Genomic DNA, 21,086 nt, shown 5'->3' with positions numbered 1-21,086 from the left:
CTTTAGAAGTACCCCTCGCGCTTCTTCTTCTCCATGGAACCGGCCTGGTCGTGGTCGATGGCGCGGCCGCTGCGCTCACTGGTGCGGGTCAGCAGCATCTCCTGGATGATCTCGGGCAGGGTGGCCGCCCGGGACTCCACGGCGCCGGTCAGCGGATAGCAGCCGAGGGTGCGAAAGCGCACCCACTTCTCCTCGGGCACCTCGCCCTCGGCCAGCGGCAGGCGCTCGTCATCGACCATGATTTGCATGCCGTCGCGCTCGACCACCGGACGCGGCGCGGAGAAGTAGAGCGGCACGATGGGGATGCCCTCGAGATGGATGTACTGCCAGATATCCAGCTCGGTCCAGTTGGAGAGCGGGAAGGCGCGGATCGACTCGCCCTTGTTGACCCGGGCGTTGTAGAGGTTCCAGAGCTCCGGGCGCTGGTTCTTGGGGTCCCAGCGATGGTGCTTGTCGCGAAAGGAGAACACCCGCTCCTTGGCGCGGCTGGCCTCCTCGTCGCGGCGCGCCCCGCCGAAGGCGGCATCGAAGCCGTACTTGTCCAGCGCCTGCTTGAGGGCCGCGGTCTTCATCACGTCGGTGTAGCCGCTGGAGCCGTGATCGAAGGGATTGATGCCGGCGGCGCGCCCCTCCTCGTTGATGTGCTCGATCAGCTCCATGCCGGATTCCGCGGCCATGCGATCACGGAACTCGATCATCTCGCGAAACTTCCAGGTGGTGTTGACGTGCATCAGCGGGAACGGCGGCGGCCCGGGATAGAAGGCCTTGCGCGCCAGGTGCAGCATCACCGAGGAGTCCTTGCCGATGGAGTAGAGCATCACCGGGTTGGCAAACTCCGCCACCACCTCGCGGATGATGTGGATCGATTCGGCCTCGAGCTGCTGCAGGTGGGTGAGGCGCTGGCGCGACGGCGTCGGGTCGCCGACGGCGGCCTCCACGGCGCTCTCGCGTGACGGTGCGGAAAGACTGCTCATGGCCCGGCTACCTCGCATGACGTTGGGCGGGTGAGATCATGCGAGACAGGGTAACCCCGGGTAATTAATAACCCAAAAGAATCAATAACTATCTTTTTATGCTTATTTTAACTACTTGATGCTAACGAGGAGGGCCCGGCGTGATCTCGCGGGCCTTCAGGGCGCGACGCGCACCACACGGGTCTCGAGCGCGCCGGGGGCGAGGTCGAGGACGCGATAGCCCGGATGAGCGTCCTCGTCGAGGGCGAAAGTCGCGGCGCCGGGCAGGAACTGGGCGCTGGTGGCGGGGCAGCCATAGACCGCCACCCGATGTTGATCCAGGGCCCTGGTGCCCTCGAAGGCCTGGTGAACGTGGCCGAAGCACACCGCCCGCACCTGGCGATGCAGGGAAATGACGCGCCAGAAGGCCTCGGCGTCAGCCAGGCCGATCGCGTCGAGCCAGGCGGTACCGATGGGAACCGGCGGATGGTGCAGGAACAGAAGCGTCGGGCGATCGTCACCGGCGAGGCGCGCCTCCAGGGCCGCCCGTCGCTCGGCGCCCAGCTCGCCGCCCTCGCGACCGCGGACCTGGGTATCCAGCAGCAGCGCACGCCAGTCGCCCAGGTCGAGCTCATCGGGCAGCGCCCGGCACTCGGTCATCAGGTCGGTACGGTCATGGTTGCCCGGCAGCCAGCACCAGGGGGCGTCGAGCCGCGACAGCGTCCGCTCGGCGAGCTCATAGGAGGCCGCCGTCTCGTCCTGGCTGATGTCGCCGCTGACCACCACCCGATCCGGACGCTCGCGGTTGACCGCCTCGATCACGGCCTCGAGCTGGCGGAGCGGGACGCCGAGCCGGCCTTTTGCCGCGGGGTCGGCATGCAGGTGGCAGTCGGTGATCTGGACCAGGCGCATGGGGACGGCTCCTCGATCGGGCGGGCGAAGGGGCGGGATTCGGCGCGAGACGCGCCGGCTGACGGCCGGCGATGACGTCGTCAGGGCAGCTGCGGCAGGTCGGAGTGGCCGTGAGCCAGTCCGTGCTCCAGCCATTCGCCGAGGAAGCGGTTGAGCTGCAGCTTCTCGTCGGGCTGATGCATGCGCGCATTGGGGTAGCGATAGCGGCCGTGGAAGTGGCGCTGACGCTGGAAGTCGGTGACCTCGGCCATGCGCACGTCGTGGTAGAGATGCACGCGCATGCGCGGCGACTCGATCACGCTATCGAGCGCCCCGCGCTGAGAGACCCGCACGATGCTGGTGTAAGGCGCGCGCTCCTGAAGCTCGAGACACAGCGCGCCCAGGCAGCGCCCCCGATTGACCAGCGCCACCTCACGGGTCTCGCCGGCCTCCAGATCGCCCAGCAGCCGGCTCAAGCGGATGAAGTTGGCCGCGCATTCGCCCTGCAGGGTCTTCAGGTCGGTCACATAGGCGTTTCTCGGCACGCTACCTCCTTGCTCGCAACGATGCGCGCTCGCCGGCCAGCCAGTGGAAGGCGATCAGGCACATGGCATTGTCGAGTCGTCCAGCCTGCAGGAGTTCCCAGGCACGAAGGAACGGTAGCACATGCACGCGGATATCCTCGTGCTCCTCGTCCAGCCCGTGCACGCCACCGAGGCCATGGCTGTCGACCAGGCCGCAGAACAGGGTGACGCGCTCGTCGCAGGCGCCTGGGCTGGGATAGTAGGCATGCAGTTCGATCAGCTCGCCCACTGCGCAGCCGGCCTCCTCCATGGCCTCGCGGCGGGCCACCTCGGCGGCGCTCTCGCCGCGCTCGACCAGCCCGGCGACCACCTCGAGCTTCCAGGGGGAGGCGGGATCATCGAGGGCCCCGGCGCGGAACTGCTCGACCAGCACCACGGCGTCACGCTCCACGTCGTAGAGCAGCACGCCAACAGCATCATGGCGATGGTGCACCTCGCGCACCATGCGACCGCTCCAGCCGCCCTCGAAGAGGCGATGGCGCAGGTGCAGCGCCTCCAGGCGGAAGAACCCCTCGTGCAGGCAGCGCCGCTCCTCCAGTTCCACGTCGGCCGCCGTGAAGGGCGGCTCGCGGGTGAGGTCGTGATCGTCCGCGGGCGGGCGCGTGTCGCTCATGCCGGTCTCCCGATCGCACAAAGATCCCATTATCGGGACCGCGGACGAGAATGCCAACCACCCTGCCGCGCCGCGCGCCCTCAGAGGCGAGCGAGCAGTGCCCTGGCGTCGTCGCGCAGCGCCTCGTCGGAAAGCGGGCGAGTCGCGCGGGCCGTGCCGTCGATGGCGCGGCGAGCGTGCTCACGGGCCTCGTCGCGGCGACCCTCCTCCTCGAGGAAGGCGGCGTAGTAGTAGTGAACGTCGATCCCCTCGGGGCGGATCGACAGGGCCCGCCGGAACATCCGCTCGGCGGTCTGCTCATCGCCGAAGGCCACCGGCCAGCCGGGCGCCCGATCGTAGAGCGCTCCCAGGGTCACCCAGGCGGAGCCGTTGTGCCCTTCGGGGTCGAGCTCGACGGCGCGCTCCAGCACCTCGCGCGCCTGCTTGGCCGAGCCCAGGGCGGCGAGCCCGCCGGCCGCCCGCGCATGGGAGGCCAGGACGATGCCCCGCCAGACCAGCACCGGGCCCTGCCGGGGATAGGCCTCGGCAAGGGCACTGCTCTCCTTGGACAGCGACTCGAGCGCGGACTCGCGGCGATCCTCGGGCATCTCGGTGGTGATCCGTTCCCAGCGATGGCGCAACTCACCCACCTCTTGGTCCCAGGCCTGGGGCTCGGCCTGGGCCTGTGCGAGCGAGGCGGCGAGCAGCCCCGGGCCGAGTAGGGTAGCGAGAACGATGGCGGACAGTGAACTACGATGCATGGCAAAACTCCCGGTGGGGTTGTTGTTGTGAACGTGCCACCCGCAATGTAACGAACGTTCGAATGAACTACCAGGCGGGCGACCGGTCCCGTGGCGAGCCCCGCGGCGATGGCGTATCTTGCTTCCCTAGACAGACGGACTCGACGGATGGACTCGTGATAGACGGGCCCGACAGCCGAAGGAGGGAAGCGGTCAACTACCTCCGGCTGAAGCCGGAGGCTTGTGAAAGCAAGCCCGGTTGACCAGGGAGAGCGGTAGCCAACCCGCTACGTTGGTAACAGGTCGCCAAGACCCACCCCGCCGTGCTTCCTCAGCCGCGGGCTCTGGAGGGTCAGGATCATGCTGGCGCAAGGCAAAACGCCGAAGGTTCTGATCGCTGTGGAAACGCAGGAGCCGGTTATCGACATTTCCGAGGGGAGACGGGCCGACAGGCCCGCGACACCAGGCCCGTAAGGGCATTGATAGGGAGAAAATCGCATGGCGGTTTTCGTATTGGATAAACAGAAGCGGCCCTTGATGCCGTGCAGCGAGAAACGCGCCCGGTTGCTGCTGGCGCGGGGTCGAGCGGTGGTGCATAAGCGCTACCCGTTCACGATCCGGCTCAAGGATCGTGTGGGTGGCGACACCCAGCCGCTGCGACTCGGCATCGACCCCGGCAGCAAGACCACCGGGATGGCGCTGGCGCGCGAGGATGCCGAGGATCGTCATGTGCTGTGCCTGTTCGATCTTGTCCATCGTGGCTTTCAGATTCGCAAGGCGCTGGAGCAGCGACGAGCCTTTCGTCGCCGTCGCCGCAGCAAGAACCTGCGCTACCGGGCGCCACGCTTCAACAACCGCACCCGACCCAAGGGCTGGCTGGCCCCCAGCCTTCAGCACCGTGTCGATACCGTCACGGCTTGGGTGAACCGGCTGACTCGACATGCGCCGATCACTGCCATCAGTCAGGAGTTGGTGCGCTTCGATACGCAGAAGCTGGAGAACCCGGAGATCAGCGGTGTCGAGTACCAGCAAGGCTCGCTGCTCGGGTACGAGGTGCGCGAATACCTACTGGAAAAGTGGGGGCGCGAGTGCGCCTACTGTGGTGATACCGACACCCCACTGGAGGTCGAGCATGTGGTGCCTCGCGCTCACAGTGGCTCGAACCGCGTCAGCAACCTGACGCTGGCCTGCCACGTCTGCAACCAGGGCAAAGGCAAAGGCACGCTGGACGCCTTCTTCACCACCGACAAGGGGCTCAAGAAGCGACTCAAGGCCAACAGCCTGTCGGTGGATGCTCGACTGGAGCGCGTGCAACGTGAGCTCAAGCGCCCGCTGCGGGATGCCAGCGCCGTCAACGCGACCCGTTGGGTGCTGTTCGGTGCCCTCAAGGCCACCGGCCTGCCGATGACAGCAGGTAGCGGCGGGCGCACCAAGTACAACCGCCAGCGCCTCGGCATTCCCAAGACCCATGCCCTCGATGCCGCCTGCGTCGGTCCATTCGGCCGGCTGCATGGGGAGAGCCGCCCCACGCTGGTCATCAAGGCGACCGGGCGCGGCAGCTACCAGCGCACACGGCTCAATAAGCACGGCTTCCCGCGCGGCCACCTGATGCAACAGAAGCAGGTGCGCGGCTTTCAGACCGGCGACATGGTGAAAGCCATCGTGCCCACCGGCAAGAAGGCCGGCATCCATACGGGCCGTGTCGCTGTTCGGAAAACAGGCAGCTTCAACATTCAGACCGAGCAGGGAGCGGTGCAAGGCATCTCGCACAAGCACTGCTTGCTGATCCAACGCGGTGATGGCTACGGCTACCACCTCACCTCATCCATTCAACCAAAGGGAGGAGCGGGGCAGGCGGTGGCGTAACAGGTCGCCCTGCGGGCGACGCGCTATCCCTCCCGGCACTGAAAGTACCGGGTATCCCGCGCAAAATTTGATGAAGGGCCGCAACATGACGCGCTGGCGCGATCCCGCCAAGGACCCGCGCCAGGAACCCAAGAGCAACCTGATCACCGCCGAGGGCGCCGAGCGGCTGCGCGGCATCCTCGACCACCTCTCGCGGGTCAAGCGCCCCGCCCTCTCCACCAAGGTCGGCGAGGCGGCGGCGCTGGGCGATCGCAGCGAGAACGCCGACTACACCTACAACAAGAAGGAGCTCAACCGAGTCATCGCGCGCATCCGCTACCTGACCAAGCGCCTCGATGAGCTCACGGTGGTCGATCGCCTACCGGCGGATACCGAGCGCGTCTTCTTCGGCGCCTTCGTCACCCTGGAGGACGAGGAAGGCGAGGAGCTCGCCATCCGCATCGTCGGCCACGACGAGACCGACACGACAAAGCACTGGATCAGCGTGGACGCTCCCCTGGCGAAGGCGCTGCTGGGCAAGGGGCTCGACGACGAGGCCACGGTGGCCGCACCGGGCGGCGAGACCACCTACCTGATCACCGACATCGCCTATCGCGACCCCCAGACCTGATCAAGCCCTGATCAAGCCCTGATCAGCCCCTCGATCCGTCCTTGATCGCCCGATAGACCCGGAAGCGCCGATCGTCGGCCAGGATCTCGAAGCCGCCGAAGGTGCGGGTCAACAGGTCCGGATAGGGCAGGAAGGCGTTGGCCACCAGCAGCAGCTGGCCGCCGGGATGGAGATGCTCTGGCGCCTCGCGAATCAGCCGCCCCGCCGGGCCATAGTCGATGGCCCGCTCCTGGTGGAAGGGCGGGTTGCTGATGATGACGTCGAAGCGTCGGGCGCCGTCGCGTCGGGCGCCGTAGCGCCGGGCGTCTAGCGCCGAGTAGACGTCGCTTTCCAGCGCCTCACCAATCAGGCCGTTGGCCTCGAGCGTGCGCCGCGTCGCCTCCACTGCGAAGGCGTTGACGTCCGTCGCGGTGACCCGCGCGCCGCGTCGCGCCAGCCAGGCGGCGAGGATGCCGTCGCCGCAGCCGACATCCAGAATTTCCGCCTCGTCGGCGCCCTCCCCCAGCGGCCCACCCAGCGCCGCGGGCAGCTCGCCCAGCAGCAGCCGGGTGCCGTCGTCGAGCTTGCCGTGGCCAAACACCCCGGGATGGCTGACCAGTTGCAGGCCCTCGGCCTCGAAGCTCATCCAGGCATCGTCGGGGTCGATCCCCACCCGATCCAGGCGAGTCGCGTAGAGGCCGCAGCGCCGGGCACTGTCCACCTTGCGACAGCCAAGCCCCAGCGCCGCCAGCACCTTGAGCACGCGCTTGATGCCGCCCTGATTCTCACCGACCAGCTGCAGTGGCGTGCCCGGCGGCAGGTGGGCGCAGAGCCACAGCAGCCACCATTCGCCCAGGGCGTGACTCTTGGGCCAGAACAGCACCACTCCAGGAGGCGCCGCTTCGCCAGCCTCAAAGGGCGACAGCGTCGAGAGTCCCCGGGCCTGCCAGGCCGTGCGCACCGCCTGGTCGGCGGAGAGCAGGCTGCCCTGCCCCGCCTCCAGCCAGGCGTCACGTGGCGGCGCCACCCAGAGCCAGCCGCGGTAATCAAACGCCTGTCGCTCCAGCAGCTGGCAGACGGGGGTCTCAGCACTCATGGGGTGGCCTCCTGTGCGGGATGGATCGGGCGCTCCAGCGTGTAGAGCAGGTAGCGGCCGAGCCGCCAGTGGGGATCGGCCCGGCAGTAGCGATGCTCGAGCGCCAGCAGGCGCTCGCGATCGGCCTCGCTCTCCGGCGGGTGTCGCAGGTAGTCGGAAAACACTCGGATGCCCGCCACCTCGCGAATCACGAGATCGTTCTCGGCGCTCCAGGCCTCAATCTGCCCGTGGGTCAGCGGCGAGATCGGCGTCAGCCGCTTGCGAAGCCCCTTGCCCTCCAGACGGTCCTCAAGGGCCTTCTCCAGGTTGCCCTTGACGACGTTGGAGAGCCTGAGCGCGTCGCGATTGAACACCATCAGCGAGAGCTGACCTCCCGGGGCGAGCAGGCTCGCCAGGGTAGCCAGGGCACCGCGCGGGTCGGCCAGCCATTCCAGCACCGCATGGCAGGCGATCAGCGACCAGGGCCCGGGGGCCTTTCCGGGCAGGGCCTGCAGCGGAGCCTGATGGAAGGTGACGTTGTTTCCGGCCAAGTGTTCCCTGGCCCTTGCGAGCATCTCGGCGGAGGGCTCAGCCAGGGTCACCGGGTGACCGCGCCCGGCGAACCAGCCGGCCAGCTGGCCGAGGCCGCCGCCGACATCGAGCAGCGGCTGTTGCCGAAGGTCGAGCATCTCGGGCAGCAGGCGGTCGAGCAGCGCCAGGCGCAGCTCGCCGCGGGCGCCGCCGTAAAGGCTCGCGGCGAACTTGTCGGCCAGGCCGTCGAAATGGCGATCGCCAGCCGGCGAGAGAGGAGAGACGGGTTCGGTCATGCCGGCCACCGGAAACGAAGATGGGCGCATTCTACCCGGGAATCGCGCCGGACTCATGGCCCGGGACACTGCCCGGGAGTGGCGCGGGTTTATCTCGGCCGTTCAGGCGCTTATAATGCGCTGCGTCGCGCCCCCATAGCTCAGCTGGATAGAGCGTCCCCCTCCTAAGGGGAAGGTCTCAGGTTCGAATCCTGATGGGGGCGCCAAACTATCACCCCTCCCCCAGCCTCACCTTCCCGTCTTTTCGACACGCGCCCTACGCTGATCCATCAGAAACGATAATCGACGCCCACCCAGAGGCTGCGTCCGGGTTCGTTCAGCGGCAGATCCTGACTGTCTGGATCCTCGGCCAGGAAAGGATCGCTGGCGCTGCGGTTACGATTGAGAAAGTCACTGTAGGTCTTGTCGAGCAGGTTACTGACGCCCGCGCGCAGGGTCATGGCCCGCCCATGCCAGGCCGCTTCGGCATCCAGCACCACATAGCCCGCCGTGGCGACCTCGCCTGGCCCCAGGCGGTCCTGGGCATCGGAGAAACGGGCGGTAAGGCCGGCCTCCCAGTCTTCGCGCACATGAAACTGCGAGAGCCGCCCGCGCAGCGGCGCGATATCGGACAGGGCGCCACCATCATCCAGGTTGTCGCCACGCACCCAGCTCAGCTGTCCGCGCGTCTCCCAGTGCCGAGCCCAGCGCAGATCACCGGAGAGCTCAACGCCATAGAGCGTCGCGTCGATATTGCGATAGGTGCTCACCCCGCCAGTCGTTTCGGCGCGGTAGATATAGTCGTCGACGCGGTCGGCGAAGGCCGTCAGCTCAATCCCGGCGTGTGCCAGACGACGCTCGAAGCCCACGTCGAGCTGGTGATGCACCTCGGGGTCGAGGCCGGGATTGCCCACCCAGTCGCCCTTGGCGAAGTAGCGCTCGGTGGCGTCGGCGTCGCGCTCGGCGCGGCTCAAGCTGGCATAGAGGGTGTCGGTGTCATTCAGGCGCTGCTCGCCGCGTAGGAAGCCGCCCACCAGCCAGGCCTCGTGGTCCAGGTCGCCCGCCACCCCGTACTCGCGCCGGTAGAGATCGGCCGCCACCACGCCCGTCTCGCTGGCCTGGTGGGCGGCATCGGCGCTGGCCTCGGAATAGTCCAGCCGCAGGCCGCCGCTCAGGGTGGTGCGCTCGCCCAGGTAGTGATCCAGCTCGGCGAAAACCCCCGACTGGCGGGTAGTCACGTCCGGCCAGGAGAGGAACGCCACCACGTCCTTCGAATCGTTGATGATCCGCGCGTCGCGGGTATTCTGCAGCACATTGAGCCCGAATCGCAGGTCGCTGTTGGCCTGCTGCTGCACCACCATGCTCTTCCAGGTGAGGGTGTCGGACTCGGTGGGCGAGCGCATCTTCATCATCGGCGCGTCGCGCAGCGAATAGTTGTCCATCACGTGATCGATGGTCGTGAACTGCAGGCGGTTCTCCACCCGCAGGGTATCGGAGAAGGCGTGATCGAGGCGGGCTCGCAGGGTGTCGTTGTCGCTCTTTGGAGAATCCATGCCGGCGCCGGAAAACGCGACGTCGCGCTCGCGCACGCCCTCGTAACCGAACGCCACCTCGGTGTCGTCCGTGGGTGTGAACCCCAGAGTGACGCCGCCGCTGGTGGTCTCGTAACCGCTGTGGATGCGCCGGCCGTCGCCGTCTTCGTAATCGTTGGCCTGTTGCCGCTCGCCGTTAAGCCGCCAGTAGCCATTCTCGTTTCCAGCCACCAGGTTGGCGTAGAGACCGGCACGCTCACCGTTGTCGTCGAAGCTCGCCCCCACGCTGCCCCGCAGCTGGACGTTACGCCCCGAAAACGCCGGCGGCAGCCGCTCGAAGAGTACGGTGCCACCGCTGCCACCGGCACCATGTTGAAGCGTGGTCACCCCCTTGCTCACCGTCACCCGATCGAAGCTCTGCAGTGGCGCATAGGCGGTGGGCGGATCCATGCGGTTGGGACAGGCGCCGAAGACATAGCCGCCATCCACCAGGATGTTCAGCGCATTGCCCTGCTGGCCACGAATCACCGGATCGAGACCGTGACCGCCCATGCGGATCGCCTCAACGCCGTTGATTCGCCTCAGCCACTCGCCGGCATCGGCTGCCGGCGCCGGCGACTGGCGGGGTGTGATCGATGACTCGCCGGGAACGCCGGCGTGTCCTTCGATGATCATGGTGGCGAGGGTATCGGTCTCGGCCTGGGCAACGCCGCTCCAGGCGGCGATGCAGGCCACCAGCGGCAGGCGACGACACATTGGCGTGATCATTATCCCGTACTCTTTTGAATAATTTTATAAGGTATAAGAATAATAATCTGCCTCGGAATGACCCGGAATGAGTCAGGTTGCCGCATCGTTGCAGAGATCCCGAGGGCATCGGCACGAGGCCATCAGCGGCGGGATAACCATCTCTGCCAGACGCCATCACGCCCCGACGTCTCGGTTTAACAGACTCGTCACACTGTGCTTCTCGTTGACAGCCGGGCTTCGATTGGCGCCAAAAACCCGACCCGCGATTGATTCATCGCAAGACCATAATATGACGTTAATCCTTTAAAACGACTCATCTTATCGTCTTTTTGATAAAAAAACGTGGTTTTTACCGTTCATTGAGGCAAATCAAGTTTTAAACACTTGCTTATATGGGAAGCCCGTCTAGGGATGGTTAGCATGTCAACCATCGGCGGCACCGGGATCATCAGGGGAGCCACGGGCGTCGCCGAACCTCCCCCGCTTCGGCGGCGAAACTGCACAAGGAAACGACCCGATGACACCGCATGTCACCCTGAAGCGCGCCTCTTGCCTGGCGGCCGGCGCTCTCGGCCTGGCGATCGCCGGCACCGCCCACGCCGTGGATATCGAGATCGGCGACACCGACGTCAGCCTCTACGGCTGGACATGATCTACGACGTGGACAACGAACTGGGCGACCTGGCGGCTCGCCCGCGCATCCGCATCGATGGCCAGCCCGACGGCAGCGATGGGCACACCACGATGCACGCCTATCAGTCGCGCCTGGGCTTCAAGACGGCCACGCCCGCCGGCGATAGCCAGCTCGTCACCCGCGTGGAAGTCGACTGGTTCGATAACGCGCCGGAGGGTGGCGATCTGCGACTGCGCCACGCCTACGGCAGCTGGAACGGGGTGCTGGCGGGCAAGACCTGGACCAACTTCGGCAGCCGGCTGGGCAAGACGCCGACCATCGATCTCGCCCCTCAGCCAGGCCAGAGCAAGATCGGCCGCAAGGCACAGCTGCGCTACTCCTGGGGCCAGTGGCACCTCGCCCTGGAAAACCCCGACCCCGAGGATTATCGGGACGGCGTTGCCGAGGCGTTCAAGGCCGGAGGCGGCATCTATCAAGTAGCCGAGGATGCCAAGACCGGCCTGCCCGACCTGACGCTGCGCTACCAGAGACGGGCGGCGGGCCTCGACTACTCGGCCTCTGCGATGCTGCGTCAGCTGGAGGTCGAGGGCGAGCAAGGTGGATCCTATGTCGACGACAGCGCCACCGGCTGGGGCCTGAACCTGGCGGCTCGCTATCGGGCCAGCGAGCGCCTGACCCTGCGCGGCGCCCTGACCTACGGCGACGGCATCGGCGAGTACCTGCAGAACAACCCCTCGGCGCCGGGCTACCTGTCAGAGGGTGACATCGACACCCTCACGGCCTGGGGCGCCAACGTCGGCATGAGCCTCAAGACCGGGCCGGGCACCGTCAACCTGGGCTATGGCATCTCCAAGGCCGATCTGGACGATGCCCGCGAGTCCGGCATCGTCAACGTGGAGAGCGCCAACGAGCAGTTCGAGGCGCTGCACCTGAACTACATCTGGTCGCCCATCGAGCGCGTCAGCTACGGCCTGGAGGCCGGTTACCACAGCCGCGAGGTGGTCGATGGCCGCGACGGCGACGCCCTGCGCCTGCAGGGCATGGTGAAGTACCGCTTCTGAGGCCGGCACGGGCTCTGGCCGGCCAGGCTTCGTGACCTCTCGATAAGCGGTGGCTTCACCTGCAGGCCGCGGAACATGGCCGGTTGATGGATCCGGTGCCATAGTGCAGGAGGGTCCATTGCCCGCTGTAAGGAACGCGAGCAGGGAGACACCAAATGAACAGGACCTGGCCACAGGTCCTGACCATTTCGTCACACGAGAGGTGCCCCATGAACATCAAGACGCTGACGGCCGGCTTCCTGACCCTGCTGCTGCTGGGCGGTGCCGCGCAGGCCATGGATTCCGCGGCCATCGAAGAGCACATGGACAAGATCAACGAACAGTACATCCAGACGTCCGAGGAACAGGGCGAGGTCGAGGCGCTCGAGGAAAAGGTCGAGGCGCTCGAGGAGATGATCCAGATGATGATGGACGACCAGAATTCTTGACGGCCGAGATTCTCGAAGACCGTCGTGCCCTCGATGCCTGATAATCGATCGCCCAACAAAGTGGCCCCCAGCGCCTTCACGCTAGGGGCCTCTTCACTTCCTTGAAGCGGCCGTCAACACGACAACCGCGACACGCTTACCCGCGTTACCGCTTCTGCACCTTGAGCTCGTAGTTGTTGACGCCGGACATCGCCGAGCCGAACTTCTGGCCCTGCACGCGGATACGGAAGCGCCCCGGAGAGAGCTCCGTTTCCATGTCCACGTCGCCATCGAAGCCCTCGCCGGCGCCCTCGGCCACGACCCGACCGTTGGCGTCCAGCACCTCCAGCTCGATGCGGTAGGTATCCTCGTAGCCGCTGGGATAGGTCGAGGTGGTGATGGCCACGGTGCCGCGCTCGGCCATGTCGAAGGTCAGCACCTCGCCGCGGGCGCGAATCTTGACGTCGGTGACAATGGTCTTCACACCGCTCACGGCCTGGGAAGGCGCTTCCTCGGCTGATGGCGCCTGCGCCTCGGCCTGGGTGGCGGCACTCGCCGCCGCGCTGGCGGAGGCCTCACCGGTTGCCGCTTTACCGCCACTCGCCTCGGTCGTCGGCGCGGCGATCGTGGCCACATCGTCGCGGCCGCGCACGAAGACGCTACGATTGCCCTCGCGGGCGCTACCGCTGAATATCAGCCCACTACCATCGCTGACGCCCTCCTCGAGGGGGCGCCCTTGATCATCCAGGCCGGCGACGGTGATATAGAAGCTGTTGCCCGTCGTGCTGCGGGTGCCGAACTTGCGACCCTCGACGCGCAGCACATAGTCACCCGGCGCCAGGCGCTGGCGCATGGCGAGCCCGCCGTTCTGCCCCAGCGCCTCGCCCCGGGCGATCACCTGGCCCTGGTCGTCCAACAGCGCCGCGGCCACCCGATAATCCTCGGATTCGCCGCCCGGCACCTCGCTCTCGAACAGGTACTCGCCCTCCTTCTTGACGGTGAAGTCGTGCTCGTGAGGGCTGCCATAGAGAAAGCTGCGACTGCGGGCGTCGTTATCGGCCTGCAGGAAGCCGGTCAGGTCGAGCTGCTTGCCCTGCTCGCGGAAGCGCTCCTCCATCTCGCTGGCAAACGCCGGAGCGCTGGCGAGACCCAGCCCCAGGGCCAGCAGGCTTACGGTGATGATCGGCTGTTTCATGAACCCTCGCCTATGTCCTGATACGTCCTGAATGAAAAAAGCCGACCCCGGAGGATCGGCTTTCGATGTTCCACCCTACGGGCAGGGTTACCCTGCGTGGAGGGATTAGAACAGGTAGACGGCACCCACGGCGACGCCGTCGCCAGCATCGTTTTCACGATCGTACCAGGCCGCTTCGACGAAGGTGTACATGGCGTCGGAAACGTTGTAAGTGGCACCGATCATGAATTCGTTGTAGTTGTCGTCGCCGAGCTCGACATCTTCATCAAAGTCGATGGCATCGGCGGCGATACCGCTGAAGGTGTCGGCGTTCTGGTCGACATACTGGTAGGCGCCGTAGATGTCGCCCATGCCGTAGCCGTAGCGAGCGCCCAGCGCGTAGTAGTTGGTGTCTACTGTCAGGTCGTTATCGGACTCGAAGCGCTCGATCTTCGCGGAAAGACGCAGAGTGTCGATCGTGTACTGGACGGTGATGCCGTACTGGTCACCCGCGTCGAAATCTGCACTGACGTCTTCGTCGAGGTTACCGTTAACTTCATCGCCATTGGCATCGACAGTGGTACCAGAAATGTTGGTAATCGTGCCGTCGTAGTTGCCCAGGTCGTCGTAGGCCGCGGCGATGGAGAAGGCGCCGGCGGTGTACTTCACGCCACCGAAGAAGGAGGCGTTGGAATCGGCCTCGACGGTGTGCTTCGTGTCATCGCCAAACTGCTCGTCTTCGGCAAAGAAGCTGTCCACGCCGTCCAGGGTGCCGGTGAAGGTGTTCTCTTCCGCATCACCCTTGAACTGGGTACCCACGGCGAACTGGAAGCCGCTGAAGGACGGCGACATGAACTGCAGCTTGTCGCCTTCGCGGTCGGCGGTGCCGACGTTGAGGATGCCGCTGTTGGAGTCGGTAACGTCGAAGTATTCGTTGTTGGTGATCGGATCCTGAATCCAGTCGTCGATCAGCGGATCCCAGGAGCCGATGCGGGCATCACCGAAGTTGCCCTTCAGGCCGAAGTAGGCCTGGTCGCCGGTGTCCAGACCGCCGGCGCCCTTGATCTCGTCGGCGTCGCCTTCGAACTCATACTTGAAGTAGCCAGTCAGGCCGTCATAGATCACGTGCTCGCCGGCGACACCCAGGGTGGAACCGTTATCGGCGAGCTCGTCGGTGCTCTCGCCGCTGGCATCGTTGGTGTTGGCGTAGGCAAGCTGCAGGTTGCCGTACAGGTCGAGCTTGGTGCCGTCCTGGTTGTAGACGGTCGCGGCCTGGGCGCCGGAAGCGGCCAGAGCACCGGCGATAGCAGTCGCTAACAGTGTCTTTTTCATTGCGATATTCCTTATTGACTAGCTTGCTGTTTCGATCGTGGCTGCCCGTTCTTGGTGAGCGGGTCAGCGGGCTTGGCCGGTCTTGGTGCCGGTTCTCGTGCCTGACATTCCCTCCGGGAGTGGCAGGTAGCGAGCCAGACCTCGGCGAAGCCTTAGTTATATTCCAATGCTCGCAAGAGGAACTCTATACCGGGGATTCGGGGAACGCAACAAGAAAAAAACACTGTTTTCCTTCCCTGCGAACACCGTTCTCCGACCTGTCCTCCTGCCCTGGCGAATCGGGCGCCGTCCCGGCGAGCCCGATGCTCGAGCCGGCGTGACGGCCGCCGAATCGAACGCCTGGCGCGATGAGCGGCTCCATCATGCCCTGCGAATATGACGAAGACAAGTCAAGGGGAGATCAACGCTGGTTGTGCTTGGCCAGCAGCGCGGAGAGCTTCTCGTCGAGGCTGGCGGGGTCGGCCGCCGAGGGGGTGGCGGCTGGTCTGGTGGCCGAGGAGGATGACTGGGCGGGGCGAGAATCGCCGGCGTTTGTCTTATTCCCCTTTCCCCCGGGCGGGGCATCATCGGCTCGGGCGCTGCCGTGCCGGGCCTGTCCGCCGGCATCGCCTTGGCGCTTGGCGCCCCCCCGCGAATTGCCGCGGGCGGCGCCCGTGCGCCCCCGCTCTCGACGGTCGGCCTGCAGCCGCTCGAGCTTCTTGTGGGCATGTTCGGCGGCGGCGGTATCCACCTGCCCTGCCGGCTCGCCGGCCAGATCGAGGCGCCAGGCGCCTTCGCGCACCGACTTGAGGTAGCGCGGCAGATTGACGTAGCAGGCCAGCGCCCGGCGCACGAGCTTCTCGGGCCAGGGCTCGCGTGCGGTCAGCTCCTCGTGGATGCCGATCTTGAGCGGCCGGGTATGGCCCTTGAAGAAGGTAGACGAGTAGCGTCGATACCACTGATCCAGCAGCGCCTGGGGAGACGGCGCCTCATCGGCGTGAGGCGCATTCGCTTCGCTCGGCTCGCTCGATTCACTCGGCTCGCCCACCCTGGCCGGCGCTGGCGCCTCGTGCTCGTCGTCGGCAGGGGCGGCGCTGCCACCCGTGTTACCACCAGTGCCACCGGTCGTCCCGGCGGGGGGCTCAGAGGCGATGTCTCGAGCAGACGACTCGGCGACGGCATCATCCGCCGGCTGGCGACGCGGCCGTTCGCCGATCAGCGCGGAGAGCCCCTGGGCCCGCCGCGCCTGGCGATGGAAGAGCACCGTGCCCGCCTCGGCCTCGGCGGGCGAATGCGTCTGCGCCAGCAGGCGACGATTGTGCGACTCGAGCTCGCGATTCTGCTCATCGAGCTCGCGGTTCTCCTCGACGAGTTCCAGGCGAGTGGCATCGAGGTCCTTGATGCGCGCCTCGAGCTCGTGGCAGCGCTGCGCCAGGGCCTGGTGGGCAGCCTGCTCCTCGCGGGCTTCGGCGGCCCGCTCGGCATGGCTCGCTTCCAGTTCGACACGACGGCGTTCCAGCTCGGCGAGTCGCGACTGCAGGGCATCCTGCTGCACGCGGGACTCTCGCAGCAGCGACAGCAGTGCCGCGGCACGCTGTTCCAGCCGTTCCAGCAGGCGGGTTGAGCCTTCCTCGATCACGTCCTGTCCCTCCAGTGCGCCTTGCCGCTGAATCGTCCAGCCATCACCGGCCATGGCTGTGTAAACCTGGCTGTGTAAACCTAACCGGCGATGGCCCTCGCTGCCCAGTCTGTGCCAGGCATGGCGTCGTGACAAATGTCGCCGACGGGCGACGTCATCGACGTCGCGGCTCTCAACAGCGATGGTACTGCACGAAATGATAGTCCGGCTGACCCTCGGTGGGCGTGCCGGGCACGCGCTGCACCTCTTCCCACTCGCCCATGTCGAGCGCGGGGAAGCGGGCATCGCCCTCGACCTCGACCTCCACCTCGGTGAGGTAGAGCCGGCTGGCGAAGGGCAGCGCCTGGGCGTAGATCTCGGCGCCGCCCATCACCATGATCTCCTCGACGCCGTCGATGGTGGCCTGCTGGTCGGCAAGCCGCAGCGCGGCGGCGATATCGTGGCAGACTCGCACGCCCTCGGCGTGGAAGTCGGGATCGCGGGTGACCACGATATTGAGGCGGCCCGGCAGCGGCCGGCCGATGGACTGGTAGGTCTTGCGCCCCATCACCAGCGGCTTGGCCTGGGTCATCCGCTTGAAGAACTTCAGATCCTCCGGCAGGTACCAGGGCAGCTGGTTGTCCACGCCGATCACGCGGTTGCGAGACATGGCGGCGATCATCGCGATGGGGATCAGGGTCTCGTCGGTCATGGCGCTGGCCTCGCTCATACGGCCACCTGGGCCTTGATATGCGGATGGGGGTCGTAGCCCTCGATGGCGATGTGCTCGAAGCGAAACGCGAAGAGATCGTCCACCGAGGGGTCGAGCATCAGGCGCGGCGCCGCGCGCGGCGTGCGCGAAAGCTGCTGCTCGGCCTGCTCGAGGTGGTTCAGGTAGAGGTGCGCATCGCCCAGGGTATGCACGAAGTCGCCCGGCTCGAGGCCCGCGACCTGGGCGATCATCTGCGTCAGCAGCGCGTAGCTGGCGATATTGAACGGCACGCCGAGGAAGATATCGGCGCTGCGCTGGTAGAGCTGGCAGGAGAGTCGCCCGTCGGCCACGTAGAACTGGAAGAGGCAGTGGCACGGCGGCAGCGCCATCTCGTCGACCAGCGCCGGGTTCCAGGCCGAGACGATCAGCCGACGCGAGCGAGGGTTGGTGCGGATCTGCTCGAGCAGCGTCTCGATCTGGTCGACGTGGCCGCCGCGCGGGTCGGGCCAGCTGCGCCACTGGTAGCCGTAGACCGGGCCCAGGTCGCCGTTCTCGTCGGCCCACTCGTCCCAGATGCGCACCCCGTTCTCCCTGAGATAGGCAATGTTGGTATCGCCGGCCAGGAACCACAGCAGCTCGTGGATGATCGAGCGCAGGTGCAGCTTCTTGGTGGTGACCAGCGGGAAACCCCGCGAGAGATCGAAGCGCATCTGATGGCCGAACACCGAGCGAGTGCCAACGCCGGTGCGATCGTCACGCTCAGTGCCGTGATCGAGCACCTGACGCATCAGGTCGAGGTAGGGCTGTTCGAGGGCGGGAAGCGTCTGATCGGTCACGGCGTTGCCTAGCTGGGGTGTATAGGATCTGGGGATTCTACACACCAGGCGGCACTCGCTGAAGGCGTTCACGGCCAACCCGCCAGGATATCATCTGTAAACAGCCCGTTGATGACCCGACCTACTCCTTGCTCCTTTTTCCTTGCTCCTTGCCACTCATACTTTCGCATCCACCGGCTGGCGGCGCGACCAGGCGATCAGCGCGAGGCCGGCGGCGATCATCGGCAGGGTCAGCAGCATGCCCATGGTCACCCAGCCCAGGGCGATGAAGCCGAGGTGCGGGTCGGGCAGGCGCACGAACTCCACCAGGAAGCGGAACACGCCGTAGAGCAGCAGGAAGAGCCCGGAAACCAGCCCGCGGCGACGCGGCACGGCCGAGACCCACCACAGCACCGCGAACAGCACCGCTCCCTCGAGCAGCGCCTCGTAGAGCGACGAGGGGTGGCGCGGTTCGGGCCCCATGCCGGGAAAGGGCATGCCCCAGGGCAGATCGGTGAGGCGCCCGGGCAGCTCGTGGTTGATGAAGTTGCCGATGCGCCCGGCGCCCAGGCCGATGGGCACCAGGGGGGCCACGAAATCGGTCAGGGTGAAGAAGGCCAGGCGCTTCTTGCGGGCGAACCAGAGCGCGGCGAGCAGCACGCCGATCAGGCCGCCGTGGAAGCTCATTCCGCCGTCCCAGACGCGGAAGATCCACAGCGGGTCCGAAAGCCACTGCCCCATACCGTAGAAGAACGCATAGCCCAGGCGACCGCCCACCACCACGCCGATGGCTGCGTAGAACAGCAGGTCGCCGACGTCATCCCGGGTCAGGCCGATGCGCTCTGCCCGGCGACGCCCGAGGAACCAGGCGGCCACGAAGCCGACCACGTACATCAGGCCGTACCAGTGGACCTGGAAGGGGCCGAGGGCGATGGCCACGGGGTCGATGTCGGGATAGCGCAACATGGGATGTCCTTGAAACGATGGCTTGGAAGCGACGGGTTGAAAGCGATGGCTTGAGAACCGTGGCTTGAAAACAGCGACGTGAAACGATCAGAGCAGAAACTTGAGCCCCACCACCGCCAGCAGGGCGGCGAAGGAGAGGCGCAGCAGCCGAGCCGGCAGCCGGTGGGCCAGCCACACCCCTAGGCGCGCGAAGGGCACGCTGGCCAGCACGATGCCAAACAGCGCGGGCAGCATGACGAAGCCAACGGCCCCCGAGGGCAAGAGCGGGTTGCCCCACCCGACCACCACGAAGGTGGCCGCGCCGAACAGCGCGATGGGCAGGCCGCAGGCCGACGAGGTGCCCGCGGCCTGGGTCATGGTGGCGCCGCAGCGTGACAGCCAGGGCACGCTGAGGGTGCCCCCGCCGATGCCGAAAAGCGCCGAGACGCCGCCGATCACCGCGCCGGCCAGGCTCATGGCGGTTCGACTCGGCTGAGCCTGGCCGGCCGCCGGGCCGCGTCCCAGCGCCATCTTCACGGCGACGAGCAGCACGAAGACGCCGAACAGGGTGCCCAGACGCCCGCCGGAGAGGCTGCCGGCGACGAAGACCCCGGCGATGGCACCCAGCACCAGTCCCGGCAGCAGCGCCAGGAACCAGTCGCGACGGATGCTGCCGCGACGGTAATGTCCCCAGGTCGAGGAGGCTCCGGTCACCACGATGGTGGCAAGCGAGGTGCCCACCGCCAGATGCATCGCCACCTCGGGGGCCACGCCCTGCAGCTCGAAGGCCACGATCAGGGCCGGCACGATGATCAAGCCGCCGCCCACGCCGTAGAGGCCGGCCAGGGTGCCGGCCGCGGCGCCCAGCGCCAGGTAGGCCAGAAGGGTCGCGAGGAGGCTCATGAGGGGTCGGGTTCCGGCAGTACCAGCCACTGGCGCACCATGTCGACCAGCGCCTGGGGGCGGTAGGGCTTGGCGAGGAAGTCGTCCATGCCGGCCTCCTTGAAACGGCGACGATCCTCGTCGCTGGCGTTGGCGGTCAACGCCACCAGCACGCTGCGCCGGCGGGAGACCATCTCGGCCTCGCGCTCGCGCCAGCACCGGCTGGCCTCCACCCCGTCCATGCCGGGCATGAAGATATCCATCAGCACCAGATCGAAGGCGTCTTCCTCGAGTCGCTCCATCGCCTGCTCGCCGCTGGTGGCCGTGGCGACCTCGAGCCCCTGACGCTCCAGCACCTGGCGGGCCAGGGTGAGGTTCACCGGGCCATCATCGACGATCAGCACCCGCCCGCCAGCGGCGGCCCCGGGGGGCGCGGGCGGCGCGGGCGTGTCGGCAGACGCATCGAGGTTCTCGAGCAGCAGCATGGCATCGGCGAGCCGCTCGCGCAGCGCCAGCAGCGCGCCACGGTCATGCTCGCCGCCGCGCTGGCGCAGGGTCTCGCTCTCCAGCACTTCGGTGAGCGAGGTCATCAGGGGGCTCAGCGACTGGCGCAGGTGGCCGAGATAGCCGGACTTGAGGCGCGACTCTTCCCGGGCGCGGACGCGGCCGGCCTCCAGGCGCTCGACCTGGTCCTTGAAGGCCGCGAGGTCATCGACCAGGCGCCGTTCGGTGGCGTGGCTCTGGCCGAGGTCGTCGCGCCAGCCCTCCACCAGGTCCTCGCAGGCGCTCGACAGGGCCCAGAGGCGCTGAGAGAGCGGCTGGTCCTGCCGCTGGGGCCGATGGTGGCGCGCCAGGTAGGTCTCGACGCCGGCCAGGGCCTCATCCACCTCGCGCTGGATACCGCGCATACGCTGGCGAAGCAGCGTCAGGAAGACCGCCACGTTGAGACAGCTGCCCAGCAACAGCGCCACCGGCAGCCAGAAGGCGGTATTCCAGGAGGCATGGGTCGGCATCATCCACCACAGCAGGAGACCGACCAGCAGGCAGAGCACCACCAGGGCGACCTGGACCAGCAGCAACGGCCAGAAGATCGGCCACACCAGACGCGACCATAAGCGGTCCAAGCGGATATCGTCCTGCATTCTCGTC

At 66.7% G+C, this 21,086-nt stretch carries 21 protein-coding genes and 1 tRNA gene; 6 read left to right on the top strand and 16 right to left on the bottom strand.

Going from position 1 to position 21,086, the window contains the following annotated elements; all coding sequences use genetic code 11:
• Positions 1-2: 2 nt before the first annotated feature.
• From cysD to RSO68_RS09915, 5 genes are all read right to left on the bottom strand, one after another.
• Entirely contained in the window at positions 3-974 is a 972-nt protein-coding gene (gene cysD, locus RSO68_RS09935; protein WP_245781447.1) for a sulfate adenylyltransferase subunit CysD, read from the bottom strand.
• Positions 975-1,130: 156 nt separating this feature from the next.
• The gene (locus RSO68_RS09930; protein WP_315586477.1) at positions 1,131-1,865 is read right to left on the bottom strand and encodes a phosphodiesterase; all 735 of its coding nucleotides are present in this window, start codon (positions 1,863-1,865) and stop codon (positions 1,131-1,133) included.
• A gap of 80 nt (positions 1,866-1,945) precedes the next feature.
• On the bottom strand, positions 1,946-2,389 hold the full coding sequence (locus tag RSO68_RS09925; protein ID WP_315586476.1) for a DUF1249 domain-containing protein: 444 nt from the start codon (positions 2,387-2,389) through the stop codon (positions 1,946-1,948).
• A gap of 1 nt (position 2,390) precedes the next feature.
• Positions 2,391-3,041: an NUDIX domain-containing protein gene (locus RSO68_RS09920; protein ID WP_315586475.1), complete on the bottom strand. Its 651-nt coding sequence runs from the start codon at positions 3,039-3,041 to the stop codon at positions 2,391-2,393.
• A gap of 80 nt (positions 3,042-3,121) precedes the next feature.
• Positions 3,122-3,781 carry a TRAP transporter TatT component family protein gene (locus RSO68_RS09915; RefSeq protein WP_315586474.1) on the bottom strand — a complete coding sequence of 220 codons (660 nt, stop codon included), beginning with the start codon at positions 3,779-3,781 and terminating at the stop codon, positions 3,122-3,124.
• 477 nt (positions 3,782-4,258) lie between these two features.
• Here RSO68_RS09915 and iscB point away from each other — a divergent pair, with 477 nt between their 5' ends.
• Both iscB and greB read left to right on the top strand, forming a co-directional pair.
• Positions 4,259-5,626 (top strand): RNA-guided endonuclease IscB, encoded by a 1,368-nt coding sequence (gene iscB, locus RSO68_RS09910; RefSeq protein ID WP_315586473.1) that lies wholly within the window; start codon positions 4,259-4,261, stop codon positions 5,624-5,626.
• 70 nt (positions 5,627-5,696) lie between these two features.
• Positions 5,697-6,236 (top strand): transcription elongation factor GreB, encoded by a 540-nt coding sequence (gene greB / locus RSO68_RS09905; RefSeq protein ID WP_315586472.1) that lies wholly within the window; start codon positions 5,697-5,699, stop codon positions 6,234-6,236.
• A gap of 22 nt (positions 6,237-6,258) precedes the next feature.
• On the opposite strand, the gene RSO68_RS09900 is transcribed toward greB, so the two are convergent.
• Positions 6,259-7,311: a methyltransferase gene (locus RSO68_RS09900; RefSeq protein WP_315586471.1), complete on the bottom strand. Its 1,053-nt coding sequence runs from the start codon at positions 7,309-7,311 to the stop codon at positions 6,259-6,261.
• The gene (locus RSO68_RS09895) at positions 7,308-8,117 is read right to left on the bottom strand and encodes a methyltransferase domain-containing protein (RefSeq protein WP_315586470.1); all 810 of its coding nucleotides are present in this window, start codon (positions 8,115-8,117) and stop codon (positions 7,308-7,310) included. The genes RSO68_RS09900 and RSO68_RS09895 overlap by 4 nt, the downstream gene beginning before the upstream one ends.
• 129 nt (positions 8,118-8,246) lie before the next feature.
• Between RSO68_RS09895 and RSO68_RS09890 the strand changes: the two genes are divergently transcribed.
• Positions 8,247-8,323: transfer RNA gene (locus tag RSO68_RS09890), tRNA-Arg, on the top strand.
• A 63-nt stretch (positions 8,324-8,386) separates the two neighbouring features.
• Here the strand turns inward: RSO68_RS09890 and RSO68_RS09885 are convergent.
• A complete protein-coding gene (locus RSO68_RS09885; protein ID WP_315586469.1) occupies positions 8,387-10,396 on the bottom strand; it encodes a TonB-dependent receptor domain-containing protein in 2,010 nt (669 codons plus the stop codon).
• 499 nt (positions 10,397-10,895) lie between these two features.
• On the opposite strand from RSO68_RS09885, the gene RSO68_RS09880 reads away from it, so the two are divergent.
• The 3 genes from RSO68_RS09880 (at position 10,896) to RSO68_RS09870 (ending at position 12,501) form a co-directional block, all read left to right on the top strand.
• A complete protein-coding gene (locus tag RSO68_RS09880) occupies positions 10,896-11,030 on the top strand; it encodes a hypothetical protein (protein WP_315586468.1) in 135 nt (44 codons plus the stop codon).
• Complete coding sequence (locus tag RSO68_RS09875; protein WP_315586467.1) at positions 11,027-12,073, top strand: hypothetical protein; 1,047 nt, start codon at positions 11,027-11,029, stop codon at positions 12,071-12,073. The genes RSO68_RS09880 and RSO68_RS09875 overlap by 4 nt, the downstream gene beginning before the upstream one ends.
• Positions 12,074-12,282: 209 nt before the next feature.
• A complete protein-coding gene (locus RSO68_RS09870; RefSeq protein ID WP_315586466.1) occupies positions 12,283-12,501 on the top strand; it encodes a hypothetical protein in 219 nt (72 codons plus the stop codon).
• 145 nt (positions 12,502-12,646) lie between these two features.
• On the opposite strand, the gene RSO68_RS09865 is transcribed toward RSO68_RS09870, so the two are convergent.
• From RSO68_RS09865 to RSO68_RS09830, 8 genes are all read right to left on the bottom strand, one after another.
• Positions 12,647-13,675 (bottom strand): hypothetical protein, encoded by a 1,029-nt coding sequence (locus RSO68_RS09865; RefSeq protein WP_315586465.1) that lies wholly within the window; start codon positions 13,673-13,675, stop codon positions 12,647-12,649.
• A 105-nt stretch (positions 13,676-13,780) separates the two neighbouring features.
• Entirely contained in the window at positions 13,781-14,986 is a 1,206-nt protein-coding gene (locus tag RSO68_RS09860; protein ID WP_315586464.1) for a porin, read from the bottom strand.
• Between the two features lie 400 nt (positions 14,987-15,386).
• A complete protein-coding gene (locus RSO68_RS09855; protein ID WP_315586463.1) occupies positions 15,387-16,658 on the bottom strand; it encodes a ProQ/FINO family protein in 1,272 nt (423 codons plus the stop codon).
• A 118-nt stretch (positions 16,659-16,776) separates the two neighbouring features.
• Positions 16,777-17,295 (bottom strand): dihydrofolate reductase, encoded by a 519-nt coding sequence (locus RSO68_RS09850; protein ID WP_390882401.1) that lies wholly within the window; start codon positions 17,293-17,295, stop codon positions 16,777-16,779.
• Between the two features lie 14 nt (positions 17,296-17,309).
• Entirely contained in the window at positions 17,310-18,083 is a 774-nt protein-coding gene (locus RSO68_RS09845; RefSeq protein WP_315586555.1) for a thymidylate synthase, read from the bottom strand.
• 204 nt (positions 18,084-18,287) lie between these two features.
• Positions 18,288-19,076 carry a prolipoprotein diacylglyceryl transferase gene (lgt, locus tag RSO68_RS09840; protein ID WP_315586461.1) on the bottom strand — a complete coding sequence of 263 codons (789 nt, stop codon included), beginning with the start codon at positions 19,074-19,076 and terminating at the stop codon, positions 18,288-18,290.
• Between the two features lie 87 nt (positions 19,077-19,163).
• Positions 19,164-19,958 (bottom strand): sulfite exporter TauE/SafE family protein, encoded by a 795-nt coding sequence (locus RSO68_RS09835; RefSeq protein WP_315586460.1) that lies wholly within the window; start codon positions 19,956-19,958, stop codon positions 19,164-19,166.
• Positions 19,955-21,061 carry a response regulator gene (locus RSO68_RS09830; RefSeq protein WP_315586459.1) on the bottom strand — a complete coding sequence of 369 codons (1,107 nt, stop codon included), beginning with the start codon at positions 21,059-21,061 and terminating at the stop codon, positions 19,955-19,957. The genes RSO68_RS09835 and RSO68_RS09830 overlap by 4 nt, the downstream gene beginning before the upstream one ends.
• Positions 21,062-21,086 lie beyond the last annotated feature (25 nt).

Source organism: Halomonas saccharevitans (genome assembly GCF_032333995.1).
Lineage (GTDB): Bacteria > Pseudomonadota > Gammaproteobacteria > Pseudomonadales > Halomonadaceae > Halomonas > Halomonas saccharevitans.
Note: the sequence above shows the minus strand (reverse complement) of the source record. Positions and strands in the feature narration are given on the sequence as shown.